This window comes from Acidovorax sp. GW821-FHT10E04 (assembly GCF_059415185.1).
In genome coordinates this window covers 304,988-318,942 of the sequence record NZ_JBWKMT010000002.1, presented here as the reverse complement: position 1 = coordinate 318,942, position 13,955 = coordinate 304,988, and the positions used below count along the sequence as shown (strand labels likewise).

The window sequence follows — 13,955 nt, the reverse complement described above, 5'->3', positions numbered from 1 at the left end:
AGTGGTGTGGGCCCAATGTACCGCGCAGCGCCCTCGCCTTCAACGCTGCGCGACTCCCCGCTCCATCCGTTCAGGATGCGCGTGCCAGAAACCCGTCTACCAGCGCGTAATGCGCCGGCACATTGAGCGCGGGTGCATGGCCGCAGCCGGGCACCTCCACCACCTGCGCCAGCCCGCGCGCGCCGGGGCCCCGCGTGAGCATCTCGGCGGTGGTCTCGCGCAGCACCAGGTCGGATTCCGCACCGCGCAGGCACAGCACGGGGATCTCCAGCGCGTCGTAGTGGTCCCAGATCAGATAGTCGTTGGTGTGGTGCGTGAACTGCTGCACCATGGCCGGGTCGTAGTGCGGCGTCACGCGGCCGTCGGGCAGGCGCCGGGTCGAGGTCTCGGTCAGGCGGCGCCACTGCGCATCGCTGAGCCAGCCGTAGGGCTGGTACACCTGCCGGAAGAAGGCTTCCAACTCCATCACGGTATCAAACGAGGGCGGGTGGCCCGCATAGGCCTTGATGCGCTCGAGCGCGGCATCCGCCAGGCGGGGCGCGTTGTCGTTGAGCAGCAGGCTGGCGATGCGCTCCTTGAGCTGCGGCTGGAACAGGCCCGATGCGCACACCGTGCCGATCGCCCCACCCATCGACGTGCCCACCCAGTGCGCCTTCTCGATGCCCAGCTGGTCGAACAGGCCGGCCGCGATGCGCGCGTAGAACGACAGGCGGTACTCGTCCTGCGGCGCCCGCGCCCACTGGCTCAGGCCCCGGCCGATGGTGTCGGGGCAGATCACGCGGTAGCGCGGGGCGAGGTGCGCGGCGAGTTCGTCCATGTCGCGCCCGGTGCGCGCCAGGCCATGCCATGCCACCACCACGGGGGCATCGCGCGCACCCCACTCCATGTAGTGGATTTCATAGCCGGCGCAGGTGGCGTAGCGCGAGATGGGGGACATGGTGGCAACCTTTGGGAACAACAGATGGAAAACAGGTGGCGGCCGGCTACTTCATGAGGCGGCCATTGCTGCCAATGACGGTGACCTCGACATAGCGCGAGCCGATGCGGTTGGTGGGCGAATAGCCCAGCGTGATGCCGCCCAGGTCATAGCTCTGCATCGACTCCAGCGCCTTGACGATCTTGGTGCGCGTGGGCAGGGGCCCGGCGCGGCGCAGGGCTTCGACCAGTACCTTGGCGCCCAGGAACTGCTCGAAGCTGGTATAGTTGACCTCGGCATCGGGCGCGTATTTCTTGAGCAGCGACTGGTACTCGCGCACCACCGGCAGCTGAGGCCGGTAGGGGTACGGCACCACCTGGCTGATGCCCAGGCCGTGGGCGTTTTTCAGGCCCGCCAGCTTGACCAGTTCGGTCGGATCCACCACGGAGATGTTGTACAGCTGCGCGCCGCCGCCCTGCTCGCGGTAGCGCTGGATGAACGCGGCCGCGGGCTTGTTGACGGCGATCATGATGACGGCATGCACGTCGGCCGCCTTGATGGCCTTCACGGCATCGTCCACCTTGTCGGTGTTGCGTTCATAGCCGGCCGCCACCACGAGCTTGAGGTTGCGCTTGGCCAGCGCCGCCTCCACGCCCGCCAGGCCCGCCTTGCCAAAACCGTCGTCCTGGTACATCACGGCCACGCGGTTCATGCCCAGCGTGGTGAGCTGCTGGACCATGTGTTCAGCCTCGTCCGCATACCCGGCGCGCACATGGAAGATCCACGGGTTGAAAGGGTTGCGCAGGGATTCGCCCCCCGTGTAGGGCGCCACCAGCGCGGCGCCGCCCTGCTCCAGCACGCCGTCGGCCAGCAGCTGGGTGATGTTGGCCGTGCCCGCGAAACCGTACAGCGCCACCACCTCGGGCCTGGCCAGCATCTCGCGGGTCAGCTTCACGGTGTCGTCCACCTTGTAGGCATCGTCCACCACCGCCTGGCGGATGGAGGCGCCATGCACGCCGCCCTGGGCGTTGATCCAGTCGAAGTAGATCTTGCCGCCCAGCACCATCTGCGCGCCGGTGCTGGCCAGCACGCCCGACAAGGGCGCCACCTGCCCCACCACGATCTCGGCGGCACGCGCGGGCGCGGCGCCGCCAGCGGCGCCAAGGGCCAGCACAACGGGCACCGCCAGCGCCGACGCCATGCGGCGGCCCCAGGTCTTCATCACAGCGTTCATACATCCATCCTTTGCGCCAGAAACACATGGCCCCGGCGCCACGCCCACCGCGGGCGCGGCACACGGGGTGATTCCCTCTTTCGCCAGCCGGGGGCCCGCGTCAGTCGGGGATGGAGATGGCGCCTGCCGCAATGGCAATGGCATTGGCCGCAGCGGGCACGGTGGCCAGTGGCGGCACATTGGCGGCGGTGATGGCCGGCGCGCTGCCGGGTGTGCCGCCCCGGGGCACGGTGCGCACCACCTGGCTGGCGGGCAAGGCCTTGCCATTGGCCAGGTGCTCGTACACGGCATCGAGCGCGTGGTTCAGGTACACGTGCAGCGGTACGTAGCGCGTGTCGTAGCCCGGCAGCACCGTGGGCAGGCCGATGAAGCTGTCGAAATGCTGGGCGTTGGCCACTTCCACATAGCTGAGCCGGCTGGCTGCGCCCTCGATCTTCTTGTTCAACGCGGCATAGGGGCGCGAGGTGTGGCTCACGGGCAGCAGCGCATCGGCCCGGCCGTGCACAATGACGGCGGGCTTGCCCCGCAGGTTGCCGTTGCGGCGGGTTTCATCCACGCCGGCCTGCAGCTTCCTGGCCGCTGCGTCGGTGCCGGTGACCAGGTTGCGCAGGCACAGCGCGCCCGCCGTGTTCCAGTCGGCCACGCCCGCCTCCGAGAACGACAGGAAGTCGCGCGCCGGGCCCAGCTTGCCCAGGTTGTTCACGAGGTTGATGCCACCGGAAGGCGGCACACCGTTGCCGGTGGCGAACATGCCCGGCAACGCTGCGGCCGCCAGGGGCACCACCGCGCCCGTGGTCGCCGTGGCCGCGTAGCTGAAGCCGCACAGGTGGTCCTTCACGCTGCTGCGCGACAGGCTGTTGGCAAAGGTCACCGCCACGGCCGGGGCCACTTCGAACGCGGCCAGCGAGGCATGCAGGTCGTTCGACTCGGGCTCCCAGCCATAGGCGCGCAGCTTTTGCAGCGCCTCTTCGGCCTGCGCTGCGGTGGTGGAGGCCGACAGCAGCCCCGCCGTCTTGAGCGCCGCGCAGCGGTTGGGCGCGATGGGCAGCGCCGCGCTGGCAAACCCGGCCGCGAACGCCGCGGCGAAGGGGCTGGCGCTGACCGACGGCGCCAGCGATGCACAGGCCTGGTACAGGTTGGCGTAGGTGGTGAAGTCCACCAGCGTCTTGCCCGTGACCGCCACCTCGGTGCTGCCACGGCGCACCGTGACGCCAGGGTTGGCGGGCAGCTCCAGCGCGGGCTCGGACACGGCCACACCGCTGATCAGGCCCTGCGTGTCCTGCTCGGCGGCGGCGATCGCCGCGCCGCCACCGTTGGAAATGCTGGACGCAATCACGATGGTGTTGCGGGGCGTGAGCGTCTTCAGGCGCTGGCCGGCCGCGTTGGTCTCGCCGTGGCGCTGGTTGAGGACGTAGTAGCCGAACTCCACCGCCTGCAGCGTCGTGGTGCCCCAGTCCTTCTCGGCGTTCTGGCCTGAATGGGCATGCTTGAAGGCGAAGCGGTCGGGGGTGGCCTTGTTGAAGGCCGCGAGCTCCGATGCCGTGAGCCCGGCATTGAAGGCCGCATCCTTGCCCGCCGCGGTGGCGGTGGTCCGGGTGCCGTCGATGAGCGGCACGGTGTCGTTCTGCAGGTCGTGTGGCGCACCGCCCGTGCCCTTGTCCGAATACGCCACGGCGCAGCCGCGCTTGAGGCCCCACTCGCCCGTGGAGATGCCGCCATACACGCCGCGCGAGCCCGACGTGGTCGCGGTGATCATGCAGGGCTTCCTGGGATCGAAGCTGGCAGGCACCTGCACCATCAGGGTGACATTCTTGCGGCCCGTGCCGTCGTCGGCGAACGCGATGTACTCGGTGCCCGCCACCTTGCCCTCGCCCGCCGTGACCTTGCCCTGCGCGTCCACGTTGGGGCCGTACAGCAGGCCGTAGCCACCCGCGGCCGTCATGTCGAGCATGGCGCGGTAGTTGGTGTGGATGGCCGTGCGGCGCAACTCGGCGGCGGTGGGCTTGAGCGGGTCGGCATAGGCGGGCGGCAGCGCCGCCGCCATGCCGGTGGCACCGAGGCCCGCGGTCAACAGGTCGTTGCTGCTGCCGTCATAGGCAGTCTCGGCAATGGCGCCCAGGTATGCGGGCTTTGCATTGAGGGGGACGTGCTCGCCATCCCCACCGCCACAGGCGGCGAGAACGGCGGCTGCCACCGCGGCGGGAACGAACGGACGAAACCCTGTCTTCATGCTCATCATGTGCTTGTCTCCTGGTATTTTTCTTCGCGTTGCTTCTTGCACAGCTGACCCACGCCCCTTCCGCACCAGCCCGCGTGCGGGAAGGGGCCGCCTACCCCGCCTTGCGCGCAGCTGCCGCGCGCAGGCGCCCCACCACACCGGTAGGGAAGTAATACACCGACAGAACGAACAGCACGCCCAGCCACAGCAGCCAGCGGTCCGGCGAGAGCAGCGCAGACAGCCAGGGCAGGCCCGAGGTGGCCTCGTGCCCCAGGCGCAGCAGGTCCTGCAGGTAGCTTTGCGCCACCAGGAAGAGCACGGCGCCGATGGCCGAACCGTAGACGGTGCCCATGCCGCCGATCACCACGATGAGCAGGCAGTCCATCATGATTTCGAAGCTGAGCGAGGTGTCGGGCCCGTTGTAGCGCAGCCAGAGCGCGAGCATCGCGCCCGCCATGGTGGCGAACAGCGCCGACAGCACGCTCGACGTGGTGCGGTACACCACCACGCGGTAGCCGATGGCCTCGGCGCGGAACTCGTTCTCGCGGATGGCCTGCAGCACGCGGCCGAACGGTGAATTGACGATGCGCAGCAGCGCCAGCACCAGCGCCACCGCCGCGACGAACAGCAGGTAGTAGCAGATCAGGCGACCGTCGATGGCCACGCCCAGGAAGGGCTCTTCAAAGGGCTCGAAACTGGGCGACAGGATCTCGGGCACCTTGAAGGTCAGGCCGTCTTCGCCGCCGGTGATGTCCGACAGCTGCGAGGCCAGCGTCTGGAACGCGGCGGCCACGGCCAGCGTGATCATGGCGAAGAAGATGGCGCGCACCCGCAGCGAGAACAGCCCCACCGCCAGCGACAGCAGCAGCGACAGCAGCAGCGCGCCGCCAACGCCCACCGCCAGTGCCGTCCAGGTGGGCCCCAGGCGCGTGGTGGCCACCGCGATGCCGTAGGCCCCGATGCCGAAGAACATGGTGTGCGCGAAGCTCACGATGCCGGTGTAGCCCAGCAGCAGATCGAAGCTGGCCACCAGCACCACGAAGATCAGCACCTTGGCTGCCACCGACAGCGCCTTGACGCCCGGGAACAGGAAGGGTGCAAACGCCAGCCCGATGAGGATGGCCACCAGGATCACCGCGAGCACCTTGCTGCGCGGGTAGTCGTTGGAAAGAAGTCGGTTCAGCATGTCTTGGGACTCCTCTTCAACGGTTCGCGACCGGGTACACACCCTGCGGGCGCCACAGCAGAATGGCCACCATCAGCGCGATGTTGGAGAACAGCGCCACCTTGGGCACCAGGAAGCCGGTGTAGTTGGCCATGAGCCCCACCAGCAGCGCGCCGATGAGGGCGCCGCCCGTGGACCCGAGGCCGCCGATGATGATCACGATGAAGATCAGCACGTTGACCTGCGCGCCCATCTGCGGCACCACGTTCTGCTGGTACAGGCCCCACATCACGCCACCCAGGCCCGCCAGGGCCGAACCCACGACGAACACGCCGATGAACAGGCGGCGGATGCGGTAGCCCAGGCTCTCGACCATCTCGCGGTCCTGCACGCCGGCGCGGATGAGCAGGCCGACCTTGGTGCGCGACAGCGTCCAGGCCAGCACGGCGAACACCAGCAGCCCCACGGCCACGGCCACCAGGCGGTATTTCTCGATGGCGGCATCGCCAATGAGCAGCGAGCCACGCATGCCCTCGGGCAGCGGCAACGGGATCTGCGCGGGGCCCCAGATGACCTTGATGAGTTCTTCACCAATGATCATGCCGCCCATGGTGATGAGGATCTGCTTGAGGTGCTGGCCGTACACGGGCCGCACGATGAAACGCTCGAACGCCAGGCCCACCGCGCCCGCCACGGCCATGGCCACCAGCATGGCGGGCAGCACGGCCAGCAGGTTGCGCCACAGCTCGGCGCTTTGCGTCCAGTCGCCCATGGTGCCCAGCACGCTGGTGGCCACGAAGGCGCCCAGCGCGATGAACACGCCGTGGCCAAAGTTGAGCACGTCCATGAGGCCGAACACCAGCGTGAGGCCCGAGGCGATGATGAACACGATCATGCCCATGGCCAGCCCCGCCACCGTGAGCGTGAGCCAGGTGCTGGGCGAGCCGATGAAGGGCAGCACCAGCAGTGCCAGCGCGGGCACCAGGGCCAGGGGCTTCCAGTCGAAGTCGCGGGTAATGCTCATGCCCGGTCTCCTTGCGTGGCAAGCGCCACGCGCTTGAATGCTATATTTTTAATAGCTTTTGGCGCTTTGCCATCCAGCGCCAGAGGCCAAAATAGCTTGAAATTTTTTGTGGAATTCATAGTGCCAACCCCAGCAGCGACCGCTGCAGTGCCTCGTCCTGCGCCAGCGCGGCCATGCTGCCCGCATGCACCACCTGGCCGTTGTCCATCACGGCCACGGTGTCGCCGAGCCGCTTCGCGAAGTTGATGTTCTGCTCCACCAGCAGGATGGTCACGCCGCTCTTCTTGAGCTGGTCGAACGCCTCGATCATGTTGTTGATGATGGCGGGGGCGAGGCCCTTGCTCGGCTCGTCCACGATGAGCAGGTCGCGCGGCTCGACGATGGCGCGGCTCACGGCCACCATCTGCTTTTGCCCGCCGCTGAGCTTGCCGGCCGGGTGGTTCCAGAATTTCTCCACGGCCGGGAAGAGCTTGAAGATCCATTCGAGCCGCGCCGTGTCCATCTGCGCTGCGTTCTTGGCGCCGCGCGCGGCCAGCAGCATGTTTTCCTTCACGGTCAGGTCCGCGAAGATGCCCATGTTCTCGGGCACGTAGGCGATGTTCATGCCCGCGATCTGCGGGGTGTTCAGCGCCGTGATGTCCTTGCCCCCGAAGTGGACCGAGCCCTGGGACGCATGCCACAGGCCCATGATGGTGCGCAGCGTGGTCGTCTTGCCCGCGCCGTTGCGGCCCAGCAGCATGGTGAGCTGGCCCTTGGGCACGGCCAGGTCGACGCCGTGCAGGATGTGGTACGCGCCGATGTGGGTGTGCACGCCCTTGAGTTCGAGCAGGTTGCCGGTATTGTTGTTGGTGGTGGTGGTGGTGGTCATGCTGCCGCCTCCTTCGTCACGCCCAGGTAGGCCTCTTGCACCACGGGCGAGGCGATCACTTCTGCCGGCGGGCCGTCGGCCACCAGGGTGCCGTTGGTCAGCACGATGATGCGGTCGGCCAGCTCGCGCACCACGTCCATCTTGTGCTCCACCAGCAGGATGATCTTGGTCTTGTCTTTTTTCAGCTCGCGGATCAGGTTCAGGATCACGGGCGCCTCGTCGTGGCTCATGCCGGCCGTGGGCTCGTCGAACATGTAGACCTGCGGCTCCAGCGCCATGAGCAGCGCCACTTCGAGCTTGCGCTGGTCGCCGTGCGGCAGGCTGGCCACGGGGGTGTCGCGGCGCTCGTGCATGGCCACCGTGTGCAGGATGGCCTGCGCCCGTTCGGTCAGCGCGCGGTGATCGCTCCAGATGCTCCACAGGTTCAGGCCCCGGCGGTGCTTGCCCTCCTGCGTGGCCTGCACGGCCAGGCGCACGTTCTCCAGCACGCTGAGGTTCGGGAACAGGTTGGTCAGCTGAAACGCCCGGCCCAGGCCCGCATGCGTGCGCGCCGAGACCGACTGGCCCGTGAGGTCCTGCCCGCCCAGCGTGACGCTGCCCGCCGTGGCGCGCAGCTGCCCCGAGATGAGGTTGAAGTACGTGGTCTTGCCCGCACCGTTGGGGCCCACGATGGCGGTCAGCGTGCCGGGCTCGAAGGAGCAGGTCACGGCGTTGACCGCCACGTGGCCGCCGAAGCGGATGGTCAAGTCCTTGGTGGCCAAGGTGCTCATGGGTGGTGTTTCACTTTCACGGTCGTCGTCATTTCATTCAAAGAGGCCGGCAACCCAGCCCTGCGGCGGGATGCCAAGACCTGCACTGCGTTTTCATCGCCAAACAGTCTCCGCAACTGGCGCGGGCGAAACCAGCAATCGCCGCGCAAGGGCCGCCCAAGCTGCACAGCGGCGTTTCTCCTGCGTGCGCTGGCGCCTCCCCTTCCCGAATGGCGCAGCCATCCGAGAGAAGGGGGAAGACGCGAAGCGGCTCACGGGGTTGTACATGCTTCAGCAGGTACCGATCACGTAGTACCCGGGGCTGGTCTGCTTGAGCGTGGTGGTCACGAACACGTTCCACCAGCCCATGCCCTGGTTGGAGCCCAGGGCATACGCGAAGCCCGCATAGGCGTACGCCCGGCCCGCGAGGGTGTGCGCATAGTTGCTGGCCGTGGTGCAGGTGCCCGTGCCGCCACCCGGCGCCGCCAGCGTGGTGCCGGATGCCGCGGCGGACACGGCGCCTTCGGCGCCGTTGGCATCGGCGGCACGCACGGTCCAGCTGTAGGTGGTGGAAGCGGCCAGGCCGGTGTCGCTGTAGTTCGTGGCGGTCACGGGCAGCGCGTTGACCTTGTTGGCGTTGCGGTACACGTTGTAGCTGGCAGCGCCCGAGACGGCATTCCAGGCAATCGCCATGCTGCTGGCGGTGGCGCCCGAGGTGCTCACGCCCGTGGGGGCAGGCAGGTCCACCGGCGGGTTGGTGGTGCCGCCGCTGGAGACCCGGTCCACCATGGCCTTGATGGCCGCCATCTGCGGACCGGACTTCTTGGCGTAGTTGGCGTTGTCGTAGCCCCACCAGTCAAAGCAGCTGTTGGTGGCGGCCGTGCTGGTCTGTGGGTACAGCATCACCATGTTGTTGGTGTCGGCCCAGCGGTTGTAGCCGGTGTTGCGCACGTACTGCTGCTGCACATCGCTGATGTTCTGCTTGCAGCCATGCAGCACCACGTGCAGCTTGCAGGTGGCGCTGCCGCCCGCCTGGCAGGCCTGCGGCACATAGGCCCAGCCCGTGGCGGCCATGCCGTGGTTGGAGATGAATTCGCTCTGGTTGAACTCGATGAAGTTACCGGTGGGCAGCGCCGCGTTGTTGCGCGCATTGAGCGGGCCGTACAGGTGCTGCAGCATGGCACCGGCCAGGTCGAAGTTGCAGTTGCTGATGTAGGGCGCTGCCTTGGTGGTGCAACCGTTGCCGTAGTCGTCGGTGACCATGGCGTGCTCGGCAGCGATGTCCTTCTTGTAGACCACGTTGGCGGCCGGCACGAAGCTGTTGTAGTAGGTGCGCAGGGCATCCATCACGCCGGTCTTGACCGCACTGTCGAGCGTGCCCGAGAACAGGTAGACCTTCGAGTTCTGCAGGTTGGCCACGGGGTCGATGGCGCCTTGGCTGGCCCAGGTGTTGGTGGTGCTGACCAGCGTGCTGGTGGGAATGCCCGCCGGGCTGGCCATGCAGCGCCCCGTGGCATTGACGACCGAGCCCTCGGCGCAATTGAACGGCCCGCCCGCGACCACGCCCACGCCCTTGGCAAACGTGGCCGAATACGCCACGTGCAGCTGCACGGCCATGAAGCCGCCAGCCGACAGGCCCGACACGGTGGTCTGCGTCTTGTCGATCTTGAGCGCGGGCAGGTTGACGGCGGCCATCGCGCCGCCCGCTGCGCACATTGAAATTACAGCCCCTGCTGCAGCCGCCCGGATGAAATTGAAAGCCATGTTGTCTTGTCTCCAAATAATTTTGAGAAAAACCGACCCTGCCCCCGTGTGATCCGGGGGTTCATGCATCAATTCACTGGAAAAAGAGGGGCGGCCGCCCCTGCGGGATGAACCCCGAAGGAGCAGGATGGTTGTCCTGTCCGTCGGGCCTCGCTAACGCATCGAAAAAACCGGCCTATCGCTTGTTGCGGATCGGCACGTTCATTTCTTCAGGCTTGATCTCGCGCACCAGCTCGGGCACGCCCCAGGCGAAGGCCGGGTCCACCTTGATCTTGAAGTGGTACATGCTCTGCATGGCCTGGTGGTCTTCCTTGCGGAAGGTCATCTTGCCCTTGGGGGTCTCGAAGCTCATGCCCTCCATGGTCTTGATGAGCTTGTTGGTGTTGGTGTCGCCGTTCGTGGCCTTGAGGGCGGTGACCAGCGCCATGGCGGAGCTGAAGCCGCCGGCGGTGAAGAAGTCCGGCGGGGTCTTGAACTCCTTGTAGTGCGCGGCCACCATGGCTTCGTTCACGGGGTTCTTGGGGATGCCGAAGTAGTAGTACGTGGCGCCTTCCATGCCGGGGAAGTTCTTGTACGCGGCCATGGCGGGCAGGATGTTGCCGCCCGTGGCGATCTCGATGTTGTAGCGCTTCAAGTCCATGTCGGCGATCTTGAAGGGGTTGCCCGCGCCGGCCCAGATGATGAAGATGACCTTGCGGCCGGGCACGTCCTTGAGCTTGTCGATCAGGCGCTGGGCACCGGCAGTGAAGTCGGTGGTGGTCGTGGGCAGGTACTCCTCATGCACGAGCTTGGCGTTCTTGAGCGCGTCCTTGAAGGCCTTCACGCCGTCGCGGCCGAAGGCATAGTCCTGCGCCAGCGTGGCCACCGTGACGCCGGCCTTGTCGACGGCCACGGCGTTGGAGATGGCATCCTGGCTGCTGTTGCGGCCGGTGCGGAAGATGTACTTGTTCCACTTGTCGCCGGTGATGGCGTCGGCCACGGCGGGCTCCACCAGCAGGATCTTCTTGTATTCCTCGGCCACGGGCAGCAGCGCCAGGGCCACGCCCGAGGACGTGGGGCCGACGGCGATGTCGGCCTTGTCGTCCGAATAGGCCGAGGCCAGCAGGCTCTTGCCCAGGTCAGGCTTGCCCTGGTCGTCCTTTTCAATCACGACGAGCTTCTTGCCATTGACGGTCATGCTGCCGCCGGTGGCGTAGTTCAGGCCCATCAGCAGGCCGGTCTGGGTCTGCTTGCCATAGGCCTCCAGCGGGCCGGTCTTGCTGTAGATGTGGGCGATGCGGATTTCCCCGGCCTGGCCGAAAGCGGGGGTGGAAAGCGTGGCGGCGGTGACGGCAGCGGTGGCCAGGGCGACCAGGGTGCGACGATGCATGGCGATGTCTCCTTGTTGTGATGCCTGAACATTGCACAGTTCATGCCAGCATGCAAGCTGTTGATTTGTATGAAAACCCTGCTGACGCCTGCGGGACATAGTCTGATTTTTGAACAATCCAATTGAATAAATATCAGACATGTGTCTGATATTTATTCAGGGTTTTCCAGACGTCCATACAGCGTGGCCCGCGAGATGCCCAGTTGCCGTGCGGTGGCGAGCTTGTTGCCGCCATGGGCTTTCAGGGTCGCCGCGATGGCGCGCCGCTCCAGCTCGGCCACCTGCTCGGCCAGCGGACGCAGGTAGCGGCTTTCGTCCTGGGCATCGGCCATGGAAGCCGTGTCCAGCACCGGCGCGGGAGCGGCCGGCTCCACGCCGGCCTCGCGCAGGACACGTTCGAGCTGGGCGGCGTCGATGGACGGCGAGTCGCTGCGCATCACGGCCTGCTCCAGCACGTTGCGCAGTTCGCGGATGTTGCCGCGCCAGGGCTGGCCCGCCAGCAGCGCCATGGCATCGGGCAGCAGCTCGGGCGGGGCCGTGCTGTTGCGCAGCGCCAGGTCTTCACCCAGCGCCTCCACCAGGGCCGGGATGTCGGTGCGCCGCACGCGCAGCGGCGGCACGCGCACGGGCAGCACGTGCAGGCGGTAGAACAGGTCCTCGCGGAACTTGCCCTCGCGCACCAGCGCGGCCAGGTCACGCGACGTGGCGGCCAGGATGCGCACGTTGAAGGGCACGAGCTTGTTGGAGCCCAGCGGCTCGATCTCACCCTCTTGCAGGGCCCGCAGCAGCTTGGCCTGCAGGCTTTGCGGCATGTCGCCGATTTCGTCGAGGAACAGCGTGCCGCCGTCGGCCAGCTTGAACTTGCCGTCGCGCCCCTTGCGGTCGGCACCGGTGTAGGCCCCGGGGGCCACGCCAAAGAACTCGGCCTCCAGCAATGTGTCGGGCACGGCGGCAATGTTGACGCTCACGAACGGGCCGCTCGCGCGGCTCGATGCCGCATGAATGGCGTGGGCCAGCAACTCCTTGCCCGTGCCCGTCTCGCCCAGCAACAACACGGGGCTGCTGGACTGCGCCGCGCGCCGCGCCTGGCGCTTGACCTCGGCCGCCGCAGGGCTGGAGCCAATGAAGCTGGCAAAGGTGTACTTGGCGCGCCGCTCGCCGTCGCCCGCCACGGCCAGGGAGCGGCTGCGCTGGCTGGCCAGTTCGCGCCGCGCGTCGTCCAGGTCGCGCTGCAGCAGCGCGAACTTGCTGATCAGCGGCTGCAGCGTGGTCTCGGGGTGGTCGAACAGCACGATGCCGATGGCGCCGATCACGCGGTCGGCATCGTCGCGCAGCGGGATGCGGCTGACCACGAAGGTGCCGGCCTTGTTGGTGAGCAGGTCGATCAGCACGGGCTGGCCGGTCTCCAGCACGCGGCGCATCTGGGTGTTGGGGATCACCTCTTCCACCGTGCGGCCCACGAACTGGTCGACCGAGGAGAACCCCAGGTCGGGCAGAAAGCGCTGGTAGCCTTCGTTGACCCACACGATGCGCCCGCTGCGGTCCACCAGGAACATGCCCTGGCTGACGCTGGAAAACAGCTGGAACATGGACCGCGCCGCCAGTTCGAGAATGCCCTGGGCATCCAGCGGCAGTGCGGGGGCGTCGTCGGTGAGCAGGGGCATCCGCGGATGGTAGCGCGGCGCGGCCGCCACATGCGCCACGGGCCCGGCGCAGCGCCTCGAACCCGCGCCGCCAAATACTATCAAATCAATAGCATTTTGCGCTTATTCCTTCAGCGCTAGCGGCCATTTTCATTCAAGATCAACGCCTTCTGCCCGGTGGTGGTGCCGTCCGCAGGGCGCTGCGCGCGCACCATGCGCAGGACCACCATGGGCTGGATGGCGGCCAGCGCCTCTGCCTCTCGCACGGCCAGGGGCTGGTCCACCAGGATGCAAGGCTTGCCCGTGCGGCGGCAGTGGTCCTGCACCCGCCAGTACTCGTCATGGCTGATGCAGCCGGTCTGGCAGATCACCAGGTCGGCCGCGGCCAGGTTGGCGTCGAGCGCCGAGCCCGCGGGCGCCCCGCGCAGGGCGCCGGCCGGGGCATGCACGCGGGCCGCCGCAGCGCCGCTGGCGGGCTCCACGGCGCAGGCGGGAGCCGCATCGGCCTGTGCCGCCAGCCGCCAGCGCAGGCATTCGCGCGACAAGCTCGCGATGCGCTCGGCGAGCACGCCGATGTGGAGCGCCATGGCCTTGCGGCGGGGCAGGCCGGGGTGCGCGGCCTTCATCCGCTCCAGCTCATCCCGCGCCATCGCCAGGCGCGTGTCCCGCACGATGACCTGGGCGCGCAGCCGCACCACCTGGCGCTGCAGTGCCTCGATCTGCGCGGCCTGGGCGGCCATGGCGGTGCTGCAGCGCTTCTGTGCATCGCCCAGTTGGCGGCAGAGCGCCAGAAACTCCTGCGGAAGTGATTGCATGCACCATCCTTGCAAATAAGAACTATTCGCATTTTATGGTACGATTCACGGCTTGTGAGCACGCAAGTCACCTTGGTGGGGAAGGCAACGGGGGCATGAAACCCTTGTGGTCTGGCTTGCGAAATCCGCCGTCTGCACCAGCCGGTGCCCGCATGAAAAAACCGCGCCATGTGGCGCGGTTTTCTTTTTT

11 protein-coding genes are annotated in these 13,955 nt (G+C 67.3%); all 11 read right to left on the bottom strand.

The window, feature by feature from the left end:
- Positions 1-70: 70 nt before the first annotated feature.
- A complete protein-coding gene (locus AC07OC_RS06445; RefSeq protein WP_492246072.1) occupies positions 71-937 on the bottom strand; it encodes an alpha/beta fold hydrolase in 867 nt (288 codons plus the stop codon).
- A gap of 46 nt (positions 938-983) precedes the next feature.
- On the bottom strand, positions 984-2,150 hold the full coding sequence (locus AC07OC_RS06440) for an ABC transporter substrate-binding protein (RefSeq protein ID WP_494600604.1): 1,167 nt from the start codon (positions 2,148-2,150) through the stop codon (positions 984-986).
- Between the two features lie 100 nt (positions 2,151-2,250).
- On the bottom strand, positions 2,251-4,380 hold the full coding sequence (locus tag AC07OC_RS06435; RefSeq protein WP_494601001.1) for a D-(-)-3-hydroxybutyrate oligomer hydrolase: 2,130 nt from the start codon (positions 4,378-4,380) through the stop codon (positions 2,251-2,253).
- Positions 4,381-4,480: 100 nt separating this feature from the next.
- A complete protein-coding gene (locus AC07OC_RS06430; protein WP_218340754.1) occupies positions 4,481-5,554 on the bottom strand; it encodes a branched-chain amino acid ABC transporter permease in 1,074 nt (357 codons plus the stop codon).
- Between the two features lie 16 nt (positions 5,555-5,570).
- On the bottom strand, positions 5,571-6,557 hold the full coding sequence (locus tag AC07OC_RS06425; protein ID WP_218294058.1) for a branched-chain amino acid ABC transporter permease: 987 nt from the start codon (positions 6,555-6,557) through the stop codon (positions 5,571-5,573).
- A gap of 115 nt (positions 6,558-6,672) precedes the next feature.
- A complete protein-coding gene (locus tag AC07OC_RS06420; protein ID WP_218340753.1) occupies positions 6,673-7,425 on the bottom strand; it encodes an ABC transporter ATP-binding protein in 753 nt (250 codons plus the stop codon).
- Positions 7,422-8,195 (bottom strand): ABC transporter ATP-binding protein, encoded by a 774-nt coding sequence (locus tag AC07OC_RS06415; protein ID WP_218340752.1) that lies wholly within the window; start codon positions 8,193-8,195, stop codon positions 7,422-7,424. Before AC07OC_RS06415 ends, AC07OC_RS06420 begins: the two co-directional genes overlap by 4 nt.
- A 270-nt stretch (positions 8,196-8,465) precedes the next feature.
- Complete coding sequence (locus AC07OC_RS06410; protein WP_218340751.1) at positions 8,466-9,938, bottom strand: extracellular catalytic domain type 2 short-chain-length polyhydroxyalkanoate depolymerase; 1,473 nt, start codon at positions 9,936-9,938, stop codon at positions 8,466-8,468.
- 175 nt (positions 9,939-10,113) lie between these two features.
- Entirely contained in the window at positions 10,114-11,307 is a 1,194-nt protein-coding gene (locus AC07OC_RS06405) for a substrate-binding domain-containing protein (RefSeq protein WP_218294054.1), read from the bottom strand.
- 152 nt (positions 11,308-11,459) lie between these two features.
- Entirely contained in the window at positions 11,460-12,971 is a 1,512-nt protein-coding gene (locus tag AC07OC_RS06400; RefSeq protein ID WP_218340750.1) for a sigma-54 interaction domain-containing protein, read from the bottom strand.
- 116 nt (positions 12,972-13,087) lie between these two features.
- On the bottom strand, positions 13,088-13,765 hold the full coding sequence (locus AC07OC_RS06395) for a DUF2325 domain-containing protein (protein ID WP_218340749.1): 678 nt from the start codon (positions 13,763-13,765) through the stop codon (positions 13,088-13,090).
- Positions 13,766-13,955: the final 190 nt, after the last annotated feature.